This window comes from Labrenzia sp. THAF187b, assembly GCF_009363375.1.
GTDB classification, from domain to species: Bacteria; Pseudomonadota; Alphaproteobacteria; order Rhizobiales; family Stappiaceae; genus Roseibium; species Roseibium algicola.
Genome location: NZ_CP045344.1, coordinates 4834169 through 4855557 on the forward strand (window position 1 = coordinate 4834169; position 21389 = coordinate 4855557).

23 protein-coding genes are annotated in these 21389 nt (G+C 57.8%); 11 read left to right on the plus strand and 12 right to left on the minus strand.

Features of this window, described 5'->3' with window-relative positions; genetic code table 11:
• Positions 1–7: 7 nt before the first annotated feature.
• A complete protein-coding gene (locus FIV03_RS22205; RefSeq protein WP_022999481.1) occupies positions 8–898 on the minus strand; it encodes a LysR substrate-binding domain-containing protein in 891 nt (296 codons plus the stop codon).
• Between the two features lie 100 nt (positions 899–998).
• On the opposite strand from FIV03_RS22205, the gene FIV03_RS31650 reads away from it, so the two are divergent.
• From FIV03_RS31650 to FIV03_RS22215, 3 genes are all read left to right on the plus strand, one after another.
• Positions 999–1151 carry a hypothetical protein gene (locus tag FIV03_RS31650; RefSeq protein ID WP_173013910.1) on the plus strand — a complete coding sequence of 51 codons (153 nt, stop codon included), beginning with the start codon at positions 999–1001 and terminating at the stop codon, positions 1149–1151.
• 97 nt (positions 1152–1248) lie between these two features.
• On the plus strand, positions 1249–2130 hold the full coding sequence (locus FIV03_RS22210; RefSeq protein WP_152511000.1) for an NAD(P)-dependent oxidoreductase: 882 nt from the start codon (positions 1249–1251) through the stop codon (positions 2128–2130).
• 12 nt (positions 2131–2142) lie between these two features.
• Positions 2143–2853 (plus strand): DNA alkylation repair protein, encoded by a 711-nt coding sequence (locus FIV03_RS22215; protein WP_152511001.1) that lies wholly within the window; start codon positions 2143–2145, stop codon positions 2851–2853.
• A 35-nt stretch (positions 2854–2888) separates the two neighbouring features.
• On the opposite strand, the gene FIV03_RS22220 is transcribed toward FIV03_RS22215, so the two are convergent.
• The 4 genes from FIV03_RS22220 to FIV03_RS22235 form a co-directional block, all read right to left on the minus strand.
• Positions 2889–3389: a DUF302 domain-containing protein gene (locus tag FIV03_RS22220; protein WP_152511002.1), complete on the minus strand. Its 501-nt coding sequence runs from the start codon at positions 3387–3389 to the stop codon at positions 2889–2891.
• 99 nt (positions 3390–3488) lie between these two features.
• A complete protein-coding gene (locus tag FIV03_RS22225) occupies positions 3489–4562 on the minus strand; it encodes a hybrid-cluster NAD(P)-dependent oxidoreductase (protein WP_022999486.1) in 1074 nt (357 codons plus the stop codon).
• 4 nt (positions 4563–4566) lie between these two features.
• The gene (locus tag FIV03_RS22230; RefSeq protein ID WP_075283824.1) at positions 4567–5802 is read right to left on the minus strand and encodes an aromatic ring-hydroxylating dioxygenase subunit alpha; all 1236 of its coding nucleotides are present in this window, start codon (positions 5800–5802) and stop codon (positions 4567–4569) included.
• Positions 5803–5950: 148 nt separating this feature from the next.
• Positions 5951–7987 (minus strand): NADH:flavin oxidoreductase, encoded by a 2037-nt coding sequence (locus FIV03_RS22235; protein ID WP_152511003.1) that lies wholly within the window; start codon positions 7985–7987, stop codon positions 5951–5953.
• Positions 7988–8156: 169 nt separating this feature from the next.
• Here FIV03_RS22235 and FIV03_RS22240 point away from each other — a divergent pair, with 169 nt between their 5' ends.
• The 3 genes from FIV03_RS22240 (at position 8157) to FIV03_RS22250 (ending at position 10204) form a co-directional block, all read left to right on the plus strand.
• Entirely contained in the window at positions 8157–8819 is a 663-nt protein-coding gene (locus tag FIV03_RS22240) for a TetR/AcrR family transcriptional regulator (RefSeq protein ID WP_152511004.1), read from the plus strand.
• A gap of 44 nt (positions 8820–8863) precedes the next feature.
• On the plus strand, positions 8864–9673 hold the full coding sequence (locus FIV03_RS22245) for a helix-turn-helix domain-containing protein (RefSeq protein WP_152511005.1): 810 nt from the start codon (positions 8864–8866) through the stop codon (positions 9671–9673).
• A gap of 120 nt (positions 9674–9793) precedes the next feature.
• Positions 9794–10204 (plus strand): VOC family protein, encoded by a 411-nt coding sequence (locus FIV03_RS22250; protein ID WP_152511006.1) that lies wholly within the window; start codon positions 9794–9796, stop codon positions 10202–10204.
• A 66-nt stretch (positions 10205–10270) separates the two neighbouring features.
• Here FIV03_RS22250 and FIV03_RS22255 read toward each other — a convergent pair whose 3' ends face one another.
• Together FIV03_RS22255 and FIV03_RS22260 are read right to left on the minus strand one after the other, a co-directional pair.
• The gene (locus FIV03_RS22255; protein WP_031268819.1) at positions 10271–10762 is read right to left on the minus strand and encodes an Lrp/AsnC family transcriptional regulator; all 492 of its coding nucleotides are present in this window, start codon (positions 10760–10762) and stop codon (positions 10271–10273) included.
• A 158-nt stretch (positions 10763–10920) separates the two neighbouring features.
• On the minus strand, positions 10921–11565 hold the full coding sequence (locus tag FIV03_RS22260) for a uracil-DNA glycosylase family protein (protein WP_055653842.1): 645 nt from the start codon (positions 11563–11565) through the stop codon (positions 10921–10923).
• A 130-nt stretch (positions 11566–11695) separates the two neighbouring features.
• Here FIV03_RS22260 and FIV03_RS22265 point away from each other — a divergent pair, with 130 nt between their 5' ends.
• Positions 11696–13252, plus strand: coding sequence for a HAMP domain-containing sensor histidine kinase (locus FIV03_RS22265; RefSeq protein WP_022999494.1), 1557 nt, complete (start codon positions 11696–11698; stop codon positions 13250–13252).
• Between the two features lie 43 nt (positions 13253–13295).
• Here the strand turns inward: FIV03_RS22265 and cobT are convergent, their stop codons facing one another.
• Entirely contained in the window at positions 13296–14321 is a 1026-nt protein-coding gene (gene cobT / locus FIV03_RS22270; protein ID WP_152511007.1) for a nicotinate-nucleotide--dimethylbenzimidazole phosphoribosyltransferase, read from the minus strand.
• Positions 14322–14427: 106 nt separating this feature from the next.
• Between cobT and cobS the strand changes: the two genes are divergently transcribed.
• The 4 genes from cobS to FIV03_RS22290 all read left to right on the plus strand — a co-directional run bounded on the left by cobS (position 14428) and on the right by FIV03_RS22290 (position 17499).
• A complete protein-coding gene (gene cobS, locus FIV03_RS22275) occupies positions 14428–15300 on the plus strand; it encodes an adenosylcobinamide-GDP ribazoletransferase (RefSeq protein WP_152511008.1) in 873 nt (290 codons plus the stop codon).
• 79 nt (positions 15301–15379) lie between these two features.
• Complete coding sequence (locus FIV03_RS22280; protein WP_209009751.1) at positions 15380–16534, plus strand: alpha/beta hydrolase; 1155 nt, start codon at positions 15380–15382, stop codon at positions 16532–16534.
• A gap of 72 nt (positions 16535–16606) precedes the next feature.
• On the plus strand, positions 16607–16789 hold the full coding sequence (locus tag FIV03_RS22285; RefSeq protein WP_209009752.1) for a DUF1289 domain-containing protein: 183 nt from the start codon (positions 16607–16609) through the stop codon (positions 16787–16789).
• The gene (locus FIV03_RS22290; RefSeq protein WP_152511010.1) at positions 16786–17499 is read left to right on the plus strand and encodes a TIGR02281 family clan AA aspartic protease; all 714 of its coding nucleotides are present in this window, start codon (positions 16786–16788) and stop codon (positions 17497–17499) included. Before FIV03_RS22285 ends, FIV03_RS22290 begins: the two co-directional genes overlap by 4 nt.
• Positions 17500–17524: 25 nt before the next feature.
• Here FIV03_RS22290 and dusA read toward each other — a convergent pair whose 3' ends face one another.
• The 4 genes from dusA to FIV03_RS22310 form a co-directional block, all read right to left on the minus strand.
• On the minus strand, positions 17525–18526 hold the full coding sequence (gene dusA / locus FIV03_RS22295) for a tRNA dihydrouridine(20/20a) synthase DusA (RefSeq protein WP_152511011.1): 1002 nt from the start codon (positions 18524–18526) through the stop codon (positions 17525–17527).
• Positions 18527–18658: 132 nt separating this feature from the next.
• The gene (locus tag FIV03_RS22300) at positions 18659–19360 is read right to left on the minus strand and encodes a 4'-phosphopantetheinyl transferase superfamily protein (protein ID WP_152511012.1); all 702 of its coding nucleotides are present in this window, start codon (positions 19358–19360) and stop codon (positions 18659–18661) included.
• Positions 19361–19471: 111 nt separating this feature from the next.
• Complete coding sequence (locus tag FIV03_RS22305; protein ID WP_152511013.1) at positions 19472–21112, minus strand: cyclic peptide export ABC transporter; 1641 nt, start codon at positions 21110–21112, stop codon at positions 19472–19474.
• 46 nt (positions 21113–21158) lie between these two features.
• Positions 21159–21368 carry an MbtH family protein gene (locus FIV03_RS22310; protein ID WP_152511014.1) on the minus strand — a complete coding sequence of 70 codons (210 nt, stop codon included), beginning with the start codon at positions 21366–21368 and terminating at the stop codon, positions 21159–21161.
• Positions 21369–21389 lie beyond the last annotated feature (21 nt).

Consider the following 21389-nt stretch of genomic DNA (forward strand, 5'->3'; position numbering starts at 1 on the left):
GCCAAGGCTAATCGGCAAGCTGTTCGGCGCGCATTGCCCGGAGCCAGCTCATGAAGGCCTTGAGCGGTGGACGGTTGACACCGGGGCGGGTCACCAGATGGTATCCCGTCCCCGGATAAACGCCGTCTTCAAAAAGGACCCTGAGGTTACCCGCCTCGATTTCAGGCTCGACAAAGGTCTTGGCGGTGGCTGAAATACCATCGCCGCGTCGCAACCCTTCCAGCACCATGTAGCCGGGCAAATGGGTGATGTTGAGCTTGCCCTTGGGCACGACGCCCTGGCGCTCCAGCCAGATGGTCAATTCGTTGGTGCCGTATTCCTGCAACCAGGGAAACTCCAGAAGGTCCTCGGGACTTTCGATCTTCTTGTCTCCGATCAGGCAATTGGCACCGATCACCGCAAAATTCGTCGGGATAAACAGTTCCGATTCAAGTCCTGTCCAGTTGCCCTTGCCGAAACGGATCGCGAGGTCGACGCCGCCAGGTCTGAGCTCAACCACTTCGGCCGTCGGATTGAGCATCAGTTCGATGTCGGGATGCTTGTGCCGGAAATCGCTGATCCGCGGCATCAGCCAACTTATGGCGAAGGACGGCGTCATGGTGATGTTGAGCGGACGGACCAGATCCTCCCGCGTCAATTCATCGACTGTCTCCCTGATGATTTCAAAGCCTTCACTCAGACCTTCGAAGAGCTGTTTGCCTTCAGGGGTCAGCGCAATGCCCCTGCCCTCGCGAACAATCAGTTTCAACCCCAGAAACTGCTCCAGAGCCTTGACCTGCTGACTGACAGCCGCGTGAGTGACGTTCAATTCTCTTCCGGCGGCCGAGAGACTGCAGGTCTCGGCAACGGCTGTGAAGGTTCTCAGACTGTTGAGGGATGGGAGAGATCGCCAATCCATATGTAATTTCACCTTACATTTTGAAAATCTTCCTGACTGGCATAAGCAGCCGTAAACAGCCACATTACTCTCACACAACGCAGCGAGAGGATGTAAGCAGATGTTTGATATTTACGCACGTAGCTTCCTGGAAGCAACCCGGTTCTCCAGCAACACCCGTCCGGATCCGCGCACCCAGCGGCACCTGGACGCCAAGACGGCGAAGCGGGAACGTCATTTGCGGCTCTGGCAGCGCGGGCCTTACTGGATCTAAGCTGACAGCACGAGGCAAATGGCCTAAAACCATGATGAACCAGTTCAATTAAAGGCCCGGCTCGTTCCGGGCCTTCGCATGCGAAGGGAGTGTCATCATGGCAAAGGTTGCATTTATCGGTCTGGGCGTCATGGGATATCCGATGGCCGGATACCTGAAAACCAAGGGTGGTCACGACGTCACGGTCTATAACCGCACGACCGCGAAGGCCGAGAAATGGGCTGCCGAATATGGCGGCAACTTCGCCAAGACTCCGAAGGAAGCAGCTGAAGGTTGCGATTTCGTCTTTGCCTGCGTCGGAAACGACGATGATCTGCGCTCCGTCACGACCGGCGATGATGGTGCCTTTCATGGATTGAAGGAAGGCGCGATCTTTGTCGACAACACCACCGCGTCTGCCGAAGTTGCCCGTGAACTTTATGCAGCGGCCAAGGACAAGGGCTGCGGCTTCATCGATGCTCCGGTTTCCGGTGGCCAGGCAGGTGCCGAAAACGGTGTCCTGACAGTAATGTGCGGCGGAGATAAGGATGTTTTCGACAAGGCCAAGCCGGTCATCGAATGCTTCGCAAAATTCGTGGGCCTGATGGGAGAAAGCGGTGCAGGGCAATTGACCAAGATGGTCAACCAGATCTGCATTGCCGGCCTGGTGCAGGGCCTCTCCGAAGCCATCCACTTTGCCAAGAAAGCGGATCTCGACGTCGCCAAGGTCATCTCCGCAATCAAGGGCGGGGCTGCCCAATCCTGGCAGATGGAAAACCGGTGGGAGACCATGAATGCCGGCAAGTTCGACTATGGCTTTGCGGTCGACTGGATGCGCAAGGATCTTGGCATCTGCCTGAAGACCGCAAATGATACCGGTGCCCGCCTGCCAGTTACAGCGCTGGTCGATCAGTTCTATGCCGAAGTTCAGGCCATGGGTGGCAAACGCTGGGATACGTCCAGCCTGATTGCCCGCCTGGAAAACGCCGACAAGTCATAAACGGGCACCCACATGCCCCATGTCCCGGACACGACCTTCACACTTGAAAACGTATTGAACGATCTGCGTGAAGCGGGAACGGAGCCGAACCGTGCTGGAATGGCGCGGTTCGGCATCGAAACAGATCGGGCCTTCGGCGTTCCACTCTCTGTGCTGCGTCCTTTGGCCAGATCTATAGGCCCTTCCCCGGACCTTGCACGGGAACTCTGGGCCAGCGGCTTTCACGAAGCACGCCTCTTGGCAATCCTTCTGACCCCACCCAGACACCTGGCACCCGAGCTCGCCCTTCAGTGGCTGAACGACATCAATTCCTGGGATCTGTGCGATCAGCTCATGAATGTTCTGGCCCGGCGTGCCGGTTCAAATGAACTGGTTCCGGCACTTGCCGCAGACGAACGCGAATTCGTCCGGCGGGCCGCCTTTGCACTGATCGCCTGGCGCGCCGTCCACGCCAAGACAGCGCCCGAAACCGAGTTTCTGGACTACTTTCCCTTGATCCGCGCTGCTGCCACGGACGAGCGAAACTTTGTCTGGAAAGCGGTGCACTGGGCCCTCCGCCAGATCGGCAAACGTTCCTTGCCTCTGCATGGTGCCGCTCTCGCGATTGCCGAAGACCTGGCACCATCCGAAAACCGGACAGCGCGCAAGGTCGGCAATGCGGCCGTCCGGGAGCTTTCGTCCGAGAAGGTTCTGAACCGCCTCAACAAGGCTGCGGACATCTAGTCAAATGTAGCTGTCGATCAGTTACGAACTGCCGCTTACTGACCTGCCGCTTCCTTGGCGATGGCATCCAGCAAGGCATTCACTTCGCCGATGGCCGCCTTGGACTCCTCAGAGCCTGTTTCGCCGAGGTGTCGATATCCGACCGTTACGGTGCCAGGCTGGTCCGGCGTTTCGTAGACGAATACCGAATAGGGGCAATAGGCAATGTTGGCAGCGTCAGCCTCCATCACCTTGCGCGAGAGACTTGCCGAGCAGAACAACATGGCCTGCGCCTTGACGAAGATCTGTTTCTGACCACCGACATCTTGTGATGTGCGATCCAGCATGTCGCCTATGTGCGAGACGTAATCGATGACCAGTCCATGATTGACGATGGCATTTTCAAGATCGAAACGCACATCATCAAAGGCTGCTGAAACCTGGTAGGCGGTAACGCCTTCCGGAATTGACTGGGCGCTGGCGGCTACGGTGCCGCAAGCTGCGAGACCCACAAAAGCAATTGCGATCCGAAACGGTTTCCTGAAACTTTCAAACATGCGACGTCCTCCCGAGCATGAAGACCAGAATACTCCGCTCTTCATGCCCGCGCCATTGATACATCGCAAATTTTGAATATTTCCTCGACTATCTCCGGTTCAGATATCGACCTCGACGGTACCGATCGGATTGGAGCAGCAGGCCAGAATGAAACCGGCCTCGATATCTTCATCGCTGATGCCGCCGGAGTGGACCATGTGAACTTCACCGGAAAGTTTCTTCACCTTGCAGGTGCCACACACACCGAACGTACAGCCCGACGGGATATTGAGCCCTGCATCCTTTGCAACCGCCAGAACCGTGTCGGTTTCCGAACACCAGGAAGACACCTTGGAGTTGGCAAAGACGATCTGGGCCTGCACGTCGTCCTGAGGTACGACGTCATCGAACTCTGTCAGTTCAGCCTTGGTTTCTGCGGGCGCCTGGAAGCTTTCCTGGAAATAGTTTTCCATGTTGAAACCAAGCGAGTTCAGGATCTCACGCACGGATTCCATGAAGCCTTCGGGGCCGCAGCAATAGACTTCGCGCTCCAGATAGTCGTTGCACATCAGGCCCAGCATAAGCTGGTTGAAGTGCCCGCGATAACCGGTCCAGACCTCGTAAGGATCGCTCTTCGTGACGACGAAGTGCAGTTGCAAACCGTTGACGCGGCTCGCCATGTACTCAAGCCGCTTGCGGAAGATCAGATCAACAGGCCGTGTTGCGCACTGGATGAAACAAATGTCCGGATCCTCACCGCGCTCGAAGAGCGTCGTCGCCATCGACATCATGGGCGTAACGCCGGAGCCGGCTGAAATGAACAGGTACTTGTTGTCCGGATTGCGCGGCAGATGGAACAGTCCGGCCGGTCCATAAGCCTTGATCTGCATGCCGGGAACAAGGTTCTCCAGCATCCATTTCGTACCGACGCTGTCCTGCTGGACCTTTACCGTTACGGATATATAGGCGTTGGTCACCGGCGACGAGGAAATCGTATAGGTACGTTGAACGTTTCCGCCGGGTACCGGTAGATCGAGCGTGATGAACTGGCCAGCCCGATAGACGAAAGTCGCGCCCGATGGCGGACGGAAGGTGAAGGTTTTCACCCCCGGCGCCTCGGGCAGAACACTCACGCATTCCAGAACTTCACTGTCGGACCAGACCGGCGTATCGCGTCCGGGCATCGGGATCATCGTACTACTCCGCCGCGACACGGAAACGGCCCATCAGACCGTTTTCCAGGGTTCGGGAATACCAGTCGACGAACTGGATGACGCCGCTTTCCTGAGCCGGAGAATACGGCCCCGGTTCATAGGCCGGCGACTTGATGCCGATCTGGTTTTCCTCAACGATCTGACGGTCCTCATCGTTGGTGTGGACCCAGACTTCGGTCAGCCGCTTGAGGTCGTAGTCGACCCCTTCCTGAGCGTCCTTGTGCACCAGCCAGGTGGTTGTCACCTCGGTTTCCATGGGACTGATCGGCAGAACGCGGAATGTCAGCACCTGGTCGGACAGGAAGTGGTTCCAGGTGTTCGGATAATGGAAGAACAGGCAAGACCCTGCGTTGTCGAAAGGCACGGACCCGATACGCTTGGAAACAGCTGCCTTGCCATCCATGGTGTAGCTGACCGCATCTCCCAGGAACGGAATGCGCACGAAACGCCATTGCTCGGACGGCGAAATCAGGAACCTGGACGGAAGCCCTGCGCCTTCGCAGCGTTCCACATGCGCCTTGCCGACGTTGGAAGAGGTTGAATCGTCACCACCCACGAGGTTGGGATCGTCCGGGAATGTCCGGCATAGCGACGGATGAGACCCGGAGCAGTGATAGCACTCGCGGTTGTTCTCCAGAACAAGCTTCCAGTTGCCCTGCTCGACGATGGTCGACTGGTGGGCAACCTTGAGGTTGGAAAGGTCGTGCGGGCCGAGATAGCGTTCAGCCTGCTTTTCCAGTTCCGTGGTGTCGGGTGCAACAGCAGCAAGGCAGATGAACACCATGCCTGAGACGGTCACGCAGTGTACGGTCTTCAGTCCATGGTTTTCCGGCTTGAACTCCGGACCCATTTCGCGCGCCCACAGAAGCTTGCCGTCGAGTTCGTAGGTCCACTGGTGGTACGGACAGACCAGCTTGGGCGCCGAACCTTTGGATGCTGCACAAATGCGGCTGCCGCGGTGACGGCAGGAATTGTGGAATGAGCGAATGACTCCGTCGGCTCCACGCACGATGATGATGTTGTAATCGCCGATCTGAAGCGTGACGTAATTTCCCGACTTCGGCAGCTCGGCAGACGGAATGGCGAAAATCCATTCCTTCTGCCAGATGTTCTTCAGGTCCGCCTGGTAGACGTCGGCATCGGTGTAGAAGGCCTGGGGCAAAGAATACCCGGCTCGTCGGCCCATCAGAAGTGATAGAATTTCCGCATCGCTGAACATGGTGACACATCCTCTTTGGCCGAGTCTCCCGGCCTGTCCTTGCCGGGAACGTTAGGCCCACCAGACCCCACCGCCGTAGCGCAAAAGCGTCATTTGCTTATCCATGTAAGACGCTGCCCAAATTTTCCGCGTGCGGTGCAGCATCACGTCAAATGTCCTTGACCAAACGTAACGCATCATAGATTGCCGCATGGGTGTTGCGAGCCGCAACCGCATCGCCAATGCGGAAAAGCGCGAATGTGCCATCCGGGTTGGCCTCAAGAGGCTGCGGGCGGCCAAAAATCAGCGCTTCCTGCTGAACAGCACCAAGGTTTTTCGACATCGGCTTCAGCTCGAAATAGAGTTCGTCCATCGGTATTGTACCGTGATTGACGACGATTTGGTCGAATTCCCGCTCTTCCGTGTGGCTGGAATAGTCTGTTCCGACGACCGCGGTGATCAAGTTCCCGGAACGTTTTGCAGCTTTCAGTCGGTAGGTGACCGTGAAGCGAACGTCCTTGTCCTGCAGCGATCGCATGTAAGGCACCAGGTTCATTGCCATGACATCCGGGGCGAAGGACCTGTCCGGCGTCATGATCTCCACATGAGCGCCTGATTTTGCGATCATCTCGGCCGCCTGAAGTGCGGGATGATCACCAGCATCGTCGTAGACGAGTACACGCTTGCCCGGTTTGACGTCGCCAGCAATGATATCCCAGGCAGAGACAACAAGATCATTGCCTTCGCTCAGGACTTCCGTATGCGGCAAGCCTCCTGTTGCGACGATCACCACATCCGGGTTTTCTCCCGCGATATCTTCTGCTTCTGCAAAAGTGTTGAAACGGAACTTCACGTCTTTCGCCAGGCACTGGTCCATTCGCCAGTCGATTATGGAGATCATTTCGCGCCTGCGCTCGGACTGCGCTGTCAGCCGGACCTGACCACCGGCATGTGGCGCTGCCTCGAACACGATCACATCGTGCCCCCGTTCACCTGCAACGCGCGCCGCTTCCATGCCGGCAGGCCCTGCGCCAACGACGACCACCTTCTTTTTCGTGCCCGCGAGCGGGATCTCGTGGGGCATGGTCAATTCCCGACCGGTTGCCGGGTTGTGGATGCAAAGTGCATCGCCAGCCTGATAGATGCGGTCGAGGCAATAGGTTGCTCCCACACAGGGGCGGATATCCCCTTCCCGCTTTTCGGCAATTTTCCGAACCACCATCGGGTCGGCCATATGCGCGCGCGTCATGCCGACCATGTCCAGAAGCCCTTCGGCGATCGCATGGCGCGCTGTTGCGACATCGGGGATCTTGGCTGCATGGAAGGTCGGCATGCCGACTTCCTTCTTGATGCGACCGGCGAAATCCAGATGCGGGGCGTTGCGCATGCCCTGAACGGGAATCACGTCTGTCAGGCCAGGGTCGGTGTCAATGTGGCCCCGAATGACATTGAGGAAGTCGACCTGTCCCGTAGCCTTCAGGCGACGGGCAATTTCAAGACCTTCGTCTTCCGTGATGCCTCCGTCCAGATCCTCGTCCGCGGTAAAACGGATGCCCAGAATGAAGTCGTCACCAACCCTCTGCCGAACCGCCTCGATGACTTCGAGCGAAAAGCGCATCCGGTTTTCCAGTGAACCGCCGTACGGTCCATCCAGCGTGTTGGTGACCGGAGACCAGAACTGGTCCATCAGATGACCGTAGGCCTGCAGCTCTATGCCATCCATACCGCCGGCCTTCATGCGTTCCGCCGCGTCGGCATAGTCGGCGATGATGCGGGCGATGTCCCACTCTTCGACCTGCTTGGGAAAGGCCCGGTGCGCCGCTTCACGTTCATGGCTGGACGAAACCGCGGGTAACCAGTCCCCCTTGTTCCAGTGTGTCCGGCGACCAAGATGGGTCAGCTGGATCATCACCGCACAATCGTGTTCGTGGCAGGCATCCGTGAGCCGCTTGATCCACGGCACGACTTCGTCCTTGTAGGCAAGGATATTGTTGAAGACGGGCGGCGAGTTGCGAGAGACGGCCGCGGAGCCGGCGGTCATGGTCAGTGCGACACCGGCCTTTGCCCGGACCTCGTGATAAGCGCGATACCGGTCCTTCGGCATGCCATCCTCAGGATAGGCAGGCTCGTGCGACGTGATCATGATCCGGTTTTTCAGCGTCAAATGTTTCAGCTGATAGGGCTGCAACAACGGATCTTTCGACATCTCTTTCCTCTCCGGGCATTCCACCGCGTCACGGATTTCCTCAGGTTTGCAAAGATTAATTCCCGTCGATCATCTTTGAAAAGTCTGAAAAGCGACATAGGTGTCGCTTTTGTCGACATTGGTGTCAATTTTGATTGTCGGCACGCCGGAGCTTTGTTATCGCAAGCACATGAGCGACCTATTGATCGAAAAAACGTCCGGTTGGCGCGGCACACGTGAAATCTGGATCGAAGCTGCCTACCAGGCGCTGATTGAACATGGCATTGATGCCGTCAAGGTGATGCCCCTGGCCGACAGGCTCGGTCTGTCGCGGACCAGTTTCTATGGCCATTTCTCAGACCGGAACGACCTGCTCGACGCCTTGATCACCCAGTGGCAAACGAAAAACACCGGCAATCTGGTGAAACGGACCGAGGATTACGCCGAGACGATCACCGAGGCGATCCTGAACCTTTTCGATTTATGGCTACTGCCGGAGCTATTCGATTCCCGGCTGGAATTTGCGATGCGCAACTGGGCACATGCGGATCCGGACCTGACGCCCATGCTGGAAGAAGCCGACCGTGTACGCATCGAGGCTTTTACGGCGATGTTCGAACGTTTTGGCTATGAACATGCCTCGGCCGACGTGAGAGCCAACACCATGTATCTTACGCAGATCGGCTATATCTCCATCGTCAAGGATCGGCCGAGCGAGCCGCTTGGCCCCAGGCTTCAGCGCATGCCCCACTACATCGAGATCTTTACCGGGAAAGCCGTATCCGATGCCGAATTCGCCAGGTTTCGCGCGCGTCATCCGCTGGGCCCGGTAAGACTGAATGATTATGGGTGACCACGACCCGAGTTGATCCTATCCTGCCCCGACAAGGAAGGATCATGACCACCTCGCAAGACGCCTCACCGCCCTCCTCCTCGGTTCCCCCCGGAATTGATGCCGGTTTCTGGCGCCGGACAGCACCGCCGGACTTGCGCAGCCTTTTCACCGACATCATCGGCTACGAAGAGCGAAACCCGCAGACAAACAGGCAGGTTGAAACCGCCTCGCTGACCATTCCGCTCATCCTGAGTTTCGGCGATCCGTTTGAAATCGCGCTTGGTCAGCATCCTACCGCTGAAAACGAGCGTCCCACCTTTCTGGCTGGGCTCAGCAGTTCTCCGGTTTTCATTCAGTCAAATGGCCGTGCCAAATGCCTGCAGATAAACTTTACTCCCATCGGTGCCCGACATTTTTTCCGGTTCCCCATGGACCTGCTGACCGACCAGATGTTGCCGTTTGCCGATGTCGCGGAACCGGAACTGGCTGAATTTGTCCGCCGGATCGAGGATCTGGCAAGCTGGAATGCGCGGCTTGATCATGCCCTTGCCTACGTCATCAAACGCCTACGGCAAGACAACGTTCAACGAACGCCGGCGGACCATGTGTTGCGACGGCTACTTGAAACCGGAGGCCAGGTCTCAGTCACATCTTTGGCTAAGGAGATTGGCTGGAGCCGAAAGCACCTGGCACAAAAGTTTCGGAAGGATATCGGCCTTCGGCCCAAGACGGTTGCCCGGGTGATCCGCTTCGGCAAGGTGCTCAAACATGCACAGAACTGCTGCGACATCGATTGGGCCGGCTTGGCGGTTGATTGTGGTTATGCCGATCAGGCCCATCTCATTCGGGACTTTTCCGAGTTTTCCGGTTAGTCACCGGAAGCCTGGCGCACACGGCTGCTGAATGGCACTGCCAACACCTGGTAGGTAACAAAACTTCAATCCCGCAAAATCGCGAAGAGCTATCACCTCCTTCATCAAAGGAGGTACGACATGTCTCATGAAGCAAGTAGAATTTATCCCGTTTTCCGGTTCGGCAATGCCAATGCGATGATCAAGTGGCTCGCAGATTCATTCGGGTTTGTCGAACACGAAGTGCACAGGGACGACAACGGCACTGTGGTGCATGCAGAGCTGGCTTTTGGTTCAGCCATGATCATGGTCGGTCAGGCCCGCGACGACGCTTTTGCAAAGATCATCGGGCATCCGGACGGCCCTTGCGGCAAGGCAATCTATCTGGCGGTGGAGAATGCCGACAAACTGTTCGACCGCGCCACTGCTGCTGGGGCGACAATCCTGGAGGGGTTGACGAACCGGGACTACGGCAGCCGGGAATTCATTTGCCAGGATCCTGAAGGAAACATCTGGAGCATCGGCACCTATTGGCCCAAAACGTCCACGTGAACCAACCAGAAGAATGAATGAACCTGAGGGGTTCGCTGGCCGGAACGGAACGTGTTGCCGGCCAGTTCACTTGTCCCGGTCGGGTTTAGGCTTTTCCGGTGCCACATAGCTGAGAGGCAAGGCCGTGGTGTTCTTGATCTGCTCCATGGCGAAGGTGGTCGAGACATCCGAGATGTCGATCCGGGAAATCAGCTTCTTGTAAAAGGCGTCATAGGCCTCGATGTCCGGTACGGCGACACGCAGCAGATAGTCGACCTGACCTGCCATCCTGTAAAATTCGACCACTTCGGGAAACTCCCGGATGACATCGGCGAATTTCTTCAGCCAGTCTTCGGAGTGCTGGCTCGTGGTAATGGCGACGAAGGCCGTTACCTTCGCATTGACCTTTGCCGGGTCCAGCAAGGCGACGCGGCCGGTGATGACCCCGTCTTCTTCCATTTTCTGGATGCGCCGCCAGCACGGCGTGGTCGACAGCCCCACCCTGCGGCCGATTTCAGCCACCGGAACGGTACAATCTTCCTGGAGAATGGACAGGATGCGACGGTCGATACGATCAATCATGAATTCAAGATCCGGCCAGGAGCAACAGAGATTCCCGACCGCGCAGTCCGCAACATGTTGGGAAATCATTTTCATTGAAGATAAAAACTCGTAACGGAGTTTCAATGAAAATGTCAATTCTCACCGAAATGAGAATTATTTTCGAATTTCAGCAATTAGGGCACCATTGTAAGGCGCTGAACCTCGCCTCTCAGAACCGGTAGCAGCTCGGTTTCAAACCACGGGTTCTTTCTCAGCCACGCATTGTTGCGCCAGGAAGGATGCGGCAACGGCAGGACCGCCGGTTTGCCGTCCATCTGCCGAGCGAAATGCTGACGCCAGTTCGACACTGTCTCGGTAAGGGATTTCTGGCGGTTTGAACCGAGATGATAGGCTTGGGCGTATTGGCCGATAACCAGCACCAGTTCGATCTGCGGCATGGCGGCAAACAAGCGATCATGCCAGGCCTTGCGGCATTCGGTGCGCGGCGGCAGATCGCCCCCTTTTGCGTCCAGTCCAGGAAAACAAAACCCCATCGGCACGATAGCCAGTTTACCGGCGTCGTAGAAAATATCCTCGTCGATGCCCATCCAGTTTCTCAACCGGTCACCTGAGGGATCGGTGAACGGTCTGCCGCTCTGGTGAACGCGTGTGCCTGGCGCTTGTCCGCAGACACAAAGCCTTGCTGTTCCAGACACTTGCAGAACTGGTCTGGGCTCATGCGGCAATGCCGACTTTTCAGGTTTCTCGACGCAGATGCGGCACGACCGAACGTCAGCCGCAAGTCTGTCGAGTGTTTTCGAATTCGTCTTTTCTGACAATGAGTTGCACCTTGGCACAGCCTGTTAACACTTCCCTTACCACGATCTTGAGGACGATCTTAAGGAATGGTGAGTCAGGTTGAATAAACACGCGGCAGCGCGATAACAAAATCAAAACTTTGGGCAGCAAATGGCATCGGTTGCGTCAGAAACCGGCGACGACAAAGTCACCATCAACGAACAGCGCGCCAAGCGCCGTCGTGAGATGGCGCGCTCGGCCAACGATGTGCGCAGCCGCCTTGGTACGCCTGAAAACTGGTACACGTCCTTCGATCTGGAACGACAGCATCTGTTTGCCGACACCCGCATCAACGCGGCCTACGCAGTACCACTTCTCGCCCTGATCGTTGCCGCAATCTCCGTTCTGTGGATCAACCCGCTCTTCATCGGCGCCTGGTTTACGGCGACGCTTTGCACCCACTTCATGATGGTGATCACCAGCCACTCCTACGAGAAGGCTCCGTCCGACCAGAAAGCCCGCATCTACTGGCGGCGCAGGTTCGCCTTTGGTGACTTCGTCTATGGCTGCAGTTGGGCCAGCTTCTTTCTGCTGCCCCAGACCAGCGAATCCGGCGACGGGTTTGTCATCTTTCATTTCGCGACGCTGCTGATCGTGGTTGCCATGAACACGATGCAGTCGGCCACCCTGCCGAAATGTCTGCTTGCCAGCACCTTGCCCATGACACTGATCGTCACCGTCAGCTTCCTGCAGCAGGTGAACCCGATCCACTATACGCTCGCCGCCATGGCGATCGGCGCGCAGGGTTTCTTCCTGATCCTGGGCAACCAGCTTCTGAAGAACGCCAACACGATGCTGGAATACCGGGCCGACAAGGATCACCTGATCGCCGAGCTGGAAACTGCGAACGCGATGTCCGACGAAGCGCGCCGCCGCGCAGAAGCTGCCAACCTTGCCAAGTCCCGCTTCCTGGCCACGATGAGCCATGAACTGCGGACACCGCTCAACGCCATCCTGGGGTTTTCCGAAATCATGAAGGATGAAGTGCTCGGCAAGATGCACAACAAGAACTACCAGTCCTATGCCGAAGACATTCACGGCTCGGGACAACACCTGCTCAACCTGATCAACGAAATTCTGGACCTGTCCCGCATCGAGGCCGGTCGGCACGAATTGCATGAGGAACCGATCTTCCTGGACGATATCGTCGAGGAATGCGGGACCATGATGAAGGTTCGGGCAAAGGCCAAGACGATTTCGCTTCACCACACCCACGAGCCGGACTTGCCGCGCGTTTGGGCGGACGAGCGAGCGCTGCGTCAGGTGGTGCTCAACCTCCTGTCCAACGCCGTGAAGTTCACACCGGTGAACGGCGAAGTCTGGATCAAGGTCGGACCAACGTCAGATGGCGGACAATACGTCTCGATAAAGGATACGGGCCCCGGCATTCCGGAAGACGAAATTCCGACGGTGCTGGAAGCTTTCGGTCAGGGGTCTCATGCTATCAAGACGGCAGAACCCGGGACAGGTCTTGGCCTGTCCATCGTCCAGGCGCTGATCAACATGCACGACGGCAAGTTCTCGCTGAAGTCCAGGCCCGGCGAAGGCACGGAAGTGATCGTCACCCTGCCGAGAGCCAGGATCATGAACTATTCGCCGGATGTCATCTGGGTGGACCCGAACGACAAGGACAGCGGCGTACCGTCCGGCAAGGCAAGATCGGCCTGATCCGCATCAGCGGTTTCAGGCCGCTTCAATTCCTGAAAGAGCTTCAGTCGTCTTTTTCGGACACACCGGCGTCCGCAAAGGTGGCCATGCCGGAGTGCATTTCGGCGGCTGCCTTGGCAATACCTGCAGCGAGCGCAGCACCGGAGCCTTCCCCCAGACGCATGCCAAAATCGAGCAGCGCATCCTTGCCCATGTGCTCGAGCACCTTCGCATGGGCCTGCTCTGCTGAAACATGGGCGAAGAGGCAGTGGTCGAGACCGGCCGGGTCCATCGCATAAACAACAGCGGCAGCAGCCGTCGTGACAAAGCCATCGACAATCACCGGAACGCGCTGCAGGCGTGCGGCAATGATGAGGCCGGTCATGGCTGCAATCTCGCGGCCACCGATGCGACGCAGGATCTCCAGCGGATCACGTTCGCCGTTCAGTCGAGCAACTGCTTTTTCGACAGCATCGCGTTTGCGGGCAAGGCCCTCGTCGTCAACGCCGGTACCGCGCCCGATCCAGTCTTCAGCCTTGCCGCCGAACAGCGCATTGATAACCGCAGCAGCGACTGTGGTGTTGCCGATCCCCATTTCGCCAAGACAGATCAGGTCAATCCCGCCGGCAAGCGCTTCCATGCCGTATGCCATGGTCGCAGCGCAATTGGCTTCGTCCATCGCGTCTTCCCGCGTGATGCTGGGGGTCGGCATGTCGACGGCCAGGTCGAACACCTTTAGGCCGATGTCATAAGCGCGGCAGATCTGGTTGATTGCAGCGCCGCCAGCCGCGAAGTTCTCGACCATCTGCCGGTTGACCGCACTCGGAAATGCGGACACGCCTTCATCCGCAACCCCATGGGCGGTCGCGAAGATGCCGACCATCGGCCGCGTGATCTTGGGCGGAGCCTTGCCGGACCATGCGGCCAGCCATTCGGCAATTTCCTCAAGCCTTCCGAGCGAACCGGCAGGTTTGGTCAACTCCGCATCCCGGGCCTTCACCCTCGCGAGCGCTTCCTCGTCCGGCCCCGGCATGGATTTCACCAGATTACGGATATCGTCAAAGGGCAGCGCGGTCTCGGAGAGGGACATGTTCTTTTGGTTCCGGTTGTTCGCGGCCGTCGAGCGGCCACTTGGTCTCGCTTAGCCGCTGTTCTATAACTTCGCCCGGTAAAAACTCAAGCACGGGACCGGCCTGATGAGCTCTGAAACCGACCAAGGGCCTGATTCACAGGCTGAAACGCGGTCCGGAAAAACCTGGGATCGACACCAGGTCTGGCTGCACGGGGGCAAGGCACTCGCCGCGGACACGGCAGCTTGCGTACGATTCTTCTCCCGGCTTCCCCTGCCTGCAGTCAACACCGAAGACGACCCGATGTCCCCTCCGGACTTTGTTCGGATCGCCCGTGCAGCGCCTCTGGCTGGTGCAATCATTGCCCTGCCTGCGGCCGGCGTTGGTGTTGCGCTCGGTTTTACTCAACTGCCACTTCTGGCCGTTGCAGTTCTCCTGACCGCGGTTCTTGCGGCAACGACCGGAGCCCTTCACGAAGATGGCTTGAGCGACGTAGCCGACGGCTTCTTCGGCGGTGCAACCCGCGAAAGACGGCTCGACATCATGAAGGACAGCCGCATCGGAGCCTTTGGGGCTCTCGCCCTGATGATCTCGGTACTCCTGCGTACCGTCCTGCTTGCAGCGCTATGGCAAAAATTCGGGCCGGCTGATGCAGCGCTGCTTTTTCTGGCGGGAGAAGCCCTCAGCCGGATGCTGCTTGTCTGGCAGTGGCAATGTCTGCCATCAGCAAGACCTGAAGGGCTCGGAGCTCGCTTTGGAAAACCTTCCCGGTCGACCGTGCAACAAGCTTTTCTTGTGACGTTGCCCGTGATGCTGCCTGCGTTCTTCCTGCTCTCCCTGCCGGCCTTGCTGCTGGCTCTTGCCATCGCCACCGCCGCAGCACATGCGACCGGCCGGCTTGCCGTTTCCAAGATTGGCGGAGCCACTGGCGATGTTTTAGGCGCTGTTCAACAACTCACCGCTCTTGGCTTTCTTGCAGGGATGCTTATGGTGCCGTGAGTAGCGGATAGAGGCCTTGGTGGCGGGAATGGCTCACATGTCAGTATCGGGCAATTCAGTTAGACGAGAAGCAACAGGTTTGCGTGCAGCAACCCTGTTGATCGTTTTTGCCATCTTGTCCGCCTGTTCCGGAAGACCGGAAGTCGGAGCGCTCGCGCTCAACGAAGACCCGGTCGTTGGTGCCAGGGTGAATGATATCCTGATCGTCACCACCCGCCAGCGGGACGACCGCCCCGACACCTATTTCAGCGGTGAGCGTTCAGCCGCGGTCAATTACGCGGAAGCCTCGATTTCGGTACCGCCGTCTCACAAACCGGGCCAGATCGAGTGGCCCGAAAGTCTGCCGGGAAACCCCAAGACCGATTTTGTTGCGCGCAAAGCCGACTACATTGCCGACAAGGCCGCCTTCCGGCGTTCCGTCAACGCCAGACTTGCCAGTTTGCCGCGCGGCGAACGCGACATCATGCTGTTCATTCACGGCTACAACACTCGCTTTCCGGAAGGGCTTTACCGGTTCGCGCAGATTGTCAACGACAGTCAGTTCCAGGGGGTACCAGTTCTGTTTACCTGGGCCTCACGCGGCAAGCTTCAGGATTACGTCTACGACCTCAACAGCGCCGCGATTGCTCGCGGAGCCCTTGAAGAAACGCTTGTGGAACTTGCCAAGACCAATGCCGACAACATCACCATCCTCGCCCACTCCATGGGCAATTGGCTGTTGATGGAAACCGCGGTACAGGCACGACCGGAGAACCGCCGGCTTGTCGCAAAGCATGTCAACGACATCGTTCTGGCAGCACCCGACATCGATATCGACCTCTTCAAGTCCCAGCTCAAGCGGATTGGCCCGATGCCCCGGCCCTTTACCGTTATCGTTTCGCGTGATGACAAAGCCCTGCGCATCTCGCGCACCATTGCAGGCGGCAAGGAACGAGTCGGGGCTTTTTCCAACGATCAGGAACTGGCGGAACTCGGTGCGGTCGTTATCGATGTGACCGAGCTTGAATCGCTGGACAGCACGAACCATTCGAAATTTGCGCAGCTCGCACAGCTGCAGCCTGACTTGCGCAAGGCACTAGGCAGCTCCGCTCTCGGGTCCAGTGCCGACCACAACCGTGGCGCCAATCTTGGCGACGACCTGGGGTCCTTTGTGGGCACCACGGCACAGGCAGCTGTTACCTTGCCGATCAAGGTCATCACCGCGCCGTTCACCTATGCGTCAGGCGGCTATTGATCCGGTCGTTTTTCGCTGTTTTCCGCCCATTACAGTCTTGGCAACGCCACAATCAGCGGCCATATGCGCTTCATGAAGTCACCTTGTATCAACATCTGCCAGATCGACGCCAAATCAGGCCTTTGCACAGGCTGCCTGCGCACTCTTGACGAAATCGCGTCCTGGGCGAGTTACACCGAGGCCAAGCGCAACCAGATCCTCGCAGAATTGGCGAACCGGCCTCAGCCGACCACTCCGCCCGGAGTGCGCGGATGAACAATCGCAGAAACTACCGCGGCCTGATGGTCGTCATTCTGGTGCTGGTCATGGCAGTTGCCGCTTTCTATGCGTTTTTTGGTGACCCGACCGACCCGGCGAATGTCAATTTCGATGATACCGGCCCCCGGGTTGTTGCCCTTTCCGCACTCGCCTTCGTTTTTCTGGCCAGTTTCCTGTTCGGCCAGCCGAAAGCCCGCGAAATTCTGCACGGCACGGTTTTCTGGGGTGGGTTCTGTGCCCTGCTCGTTGTCGGCTATGTCTACAAGGCGGAACTGGTTCAGGCGGGTTACCGCGTTCTTGGAGCTCTGGCGCCTGGACTTGCCGTGACCCAGCCCGACGGCACCATTCTGATAGTCCGCGATGCTGGCGGGCATTTTGTGCTGGATGGACGCATCAACGGTGCCCGAGCAGAGTTTCTGCTTGATACAGGCGCCAGTGCCGTTGTCCTGACCTATGAAGACGCGCTGCGTGCCGGCTACCGGCCACAAGACCTGACATTTTCAGTACCGGTTTCCACCGCCAACGGCCGTGCACTGGTCGCGCCGGTAAAGATCGACACGATCACGATCGGCGATCACACACTGCGCAACATCCGCGGTTTCGTCGGGCGTCAGGGGACGCTCGATTCCAGCCTTTTCGGCATGACCGCACTTGATCATCTGCGCAGTTGGCGCATCGAAGGCGACAAGCTGATCATGACGCCTTGAGCGGATCGGGAACCGCGCGATAGTCCTATTCGGCTGCCGCCAGTTCGGCTCCTGCAGGACTGACCGCTGCAAGCGCCTTTTCGACCACTTCCAGACCAGCACCGGGCTTGATCGCCTCCACTGTCAGAATGCGCCGCCAGGACCTAGCCCCCGGACGCCCGTGGAACAAGCCCAGCATGTGCCGCGTCATATGTGCCAGCTTTACGCCCTTGCCCAGTTGATCTTCCAGATAAGCCATATGCGCCTTCACTGCATCCCAGGGCGAGATGTCCGGTCCGCTGGCGCCATAGAGCCGCCGGTCGACCTCTCCCATGATCTGCGGAGTGTGATAGGCAGCACGGCCAAACATCAGGCCGTCCAGGGTCTCCAGGAACGGCTCCGCCTGGTCCAGCGTCTGTAAGCCACCGTTGAGGCCGATGAACCTGTCCGGCAGACGCTGCTTCAGGCGCAGAACCCGCTCATAGTCGAGCGGCGGAATGTCCCTGTTTTCCTTTGGGCTGAGTCCCTTGAGCCAGGCCTTGCGCGCGTGTACCCACAAGGCATCTGCACCCGCAGCAAAAACGGCATCTGCCATGGCGTCAAGCGCCGCTTCAGTGTCCTGTTCGTCGACACCTATCCGGCATTTCACGGTTACGGGAATATCGACGGCGGCCTTCATGGCCTCGACACATGCCGCCACCAACGCCGGTTCTTCCATCAGGCACGCGCCGAAGCGGCCGGACTGAACCCGGTCGGACGGGCAACCCACGTTGATATTGACCTCGTCATAGCCAAAGTCGGCAACAATCCGCGCGGCTTCCGCCATGTCCTTCGGATCAGATCCGCCCAACTGACAGGCAACCGGGTGCTCAATATCGGAAAAGCCTAGCAGATGCTGCCGGTCGCCATGGATCACCGCACCAGTCGTCACCATCTCCGTATAGAGCAGCGCATGCCGCGTCAGTTGCCGATGAAACGCGCGGCAGTGGCGATCCGTCCATTCCATCATGGGGGCGATGGAAAACTTATGCTCTTGATACTTTTGCATTTTTCTTCAACTGCAAGGAACTGGTTCCGGACGTCCACCGTCCAGGCTGGACACGCAGTGAGGTGCGTTATCCAAGCTTGTTCTCATGTCGATCGACTTTAGTAGACGCGAAATAACAAATTTCGGGGCTTTTCAAAAGCTCCGCATTTCACAAAGGGTGATTTCAACGTCCTTAGCGTCTATTCCGCCAAAGACCGCCAGCGCGACACGCCAGTGCCCTGGACGCCGGCGGATCTGGAAGGAACTGGCCGGACGGCGGAGGTCGGGCGGCGCGGAAATTGCGATATCCCGATCGTCAGCCAAGGTGAAGCTGACGGTGGTCAGATCGGCTGAAATGCCTAGGCCGACAGCTTTCAGATACGCCTCTTTCAGGGTCCAGAAATCCAGAAATCTGGAAGTTTTGTCAGCTCCTTCAACCTTCGCCAGCTCTTGTCTTTCTCCCGGTGAACAGACGTCGCGCATCAACATGTCTACTTCGACCGCGCGCTGATCCGTTTCCGCGTCAATGCCGATCACGCCTTCCCTCGTCACGGCGCAGGCAACCAGGCCACGTGTATGCGTCAGGCTGAAGTCGAGTTCCGACCGACCGGCGACTGCCGGCTTTCCCGTAGCCATTGGCGCGAACTGCCAATCGCGCGGTGCCGTACCGGGTTCCAGATCACTCAGGGTTTTCCGCAGCAACGAATGTGCAAGCGCGTAGTCCTTCCGGTCCTGATCGAAATGAAACGCGCGAAACCGCTGAAGTTCGTCCTCCGAGAGAATTTCCAGCGCAGATTCGAGATCCTCGGAGCTGCAGCTGGCCGTCTCCAGAATGATCGCCTTGGTGCCTGGCAAGTTAACTCCCGGATCTTTGGAGATGGTAATCGGAGGGCAGACTGTTTCACCCTGTTGAGAAGTGACCTGGACACTGGCCAGGCTCTACCGTCAAGAACTCAGCCGACGGTTTCATACCGTGGCATCAGCCGGACTGGACACCTTGCTGATCCTGCCTTCTTCCATCCAGACGATCTTGTCTGCAACATCGAAGTACCGGTCGTCATGCGTGATCGCGATGACGGTGCGGCCCTCTTTCTTCAGTTTCATCAGGAAATCGGTATAGAACCAGCGCCGATACTCCGGATCCTGATCGGCGGCCCATTCGTCAAAGAGGTAGACATCCCTGTCTTCCAGCAGGGCAACGACCATGGCGAGCCGCTTTCTCTGGCCGGTGGACAGGTTCGTCGTGCTGAACCGGTTGTTCCGGTAGTGAACCTTGTCGTCCAGCTTCATGTCTTCCAGCAGATCGTAAAGCTTCTGCTCGTCCGACAGATCCACACCATATAGCCGGTCGAAGAGGTGGAAATCGGAGAAGATGACCGAAAACAGACTGCGAAATCGGTCGATGTTTTCAGGTTTGACGACCTTGTCGTCCCACGACAGATAACCACCATCCGGCTCATAGAGACCGGTCAGGATCTTCGCGAGGGTCGACTTGCCGCTGCCGTTGCCACCAACGATGAAGACCATTTCGCCCGATGCAATTTCCAGGTCACACGGCCCGATCGAAAACGGGCGATCGCCATCTTCGCTATGATAGGTGTAGGCGATCTTCTTCAGGGATATGCCTTTGGAAAGCCTTGCCTGCCGCACTTCGCTGCGCTCATCCATGGCTTCGCTGTGTTTTTCCAGAAGCTCTTTCAACTCCTCGATATTGGAGACCGCCAGATTGGCGCGCGAAACCACTGGCAACATGCGGATGATCGAGGTGATCGCACCGCTGGCAAAGACGATCACCGTGACAATCTTGCCCGGGATCGAGAGATCCGACACATAAAACGGTATGGCAAAGACCAGCGTTCCCATGAGCGTGTAGAAGAAGACATCACTGACAGACTGGCCATAGTTGAAGGAGCGGCCGGATTCCACCCGTAGATCCTCGACCTGCTCCGACCGCGGAATGATGTAGTTGTGGAAGAGATCGTCGCTGCGCTGCGCGTTCAGCTTCACTTCCTTGAAGCCGCTGAGAATGTTCTCGAAGCTGTTGTGAAAGGCCTGTTCGCTCAGGCTTGCCTGGCGCATCAGTTCCTCCGCATCGCGGTAGCTCTTGCGATAGAAGAAGATGGCGCCGGCCAGAAACGCCAGCGTGACGACAAAGGCAAGCGGCGAGAGATAGCAGATATAGAGCGCCGACATGACCAACTGCATGACGAAATAGATCAGACCGACAAGCGCCGGGGCGGTTTCCTCGATTGTCTGATGATCACGACCAACTGCTGCCCTGATACGGGTCAGGCCGATTTCTTCGACGGTTGCAAGGTTCAGACTGCGGACTTGCGCGGTCACCCTGATCCGCAAGCGACACAGATAATCGGCGATGATTGCGGTTGCCATGTTGAGGGCGCGATTCATCGTGAAGAGAACGGTCGCGCAGCCCAGCACGAAGAGACCGAGATACTGCCACTGCAGACCGGTGTTCTGCTGATAGTTCGTCACCGCGTTGATGACGGCGATGATCAGCCCCATGACCAGCCCGGGCACCAGGGAAAGCAGCAGGAAGGTGCGTTTGCTGTCGCCTGCTTCACGATACAAAAGACGAAAGAAATTCATCGAAGACCAGGCGCTCCAGGTGGATCATCACCGCTTGAGAAATATGTCAGTTCAGGGCAGCATCCCGAAGGCTTTTCGGGCGGATATCGGTCCAGTTGGCGTTGACATAGTCCACGCAGTCCTGCCGCTTTCCGGGGCCGAAGACCGACCGCCAGCCATCGGGAATCGGCACGAAATCGGGCCAGAGAGAATGCTGTTCCTCGTCATTCACCAGCACATGGAAAATGCCGTCCGGATCGTCGAATGGATTTGTCATCGCCGTCTCTCCCAACCTTGC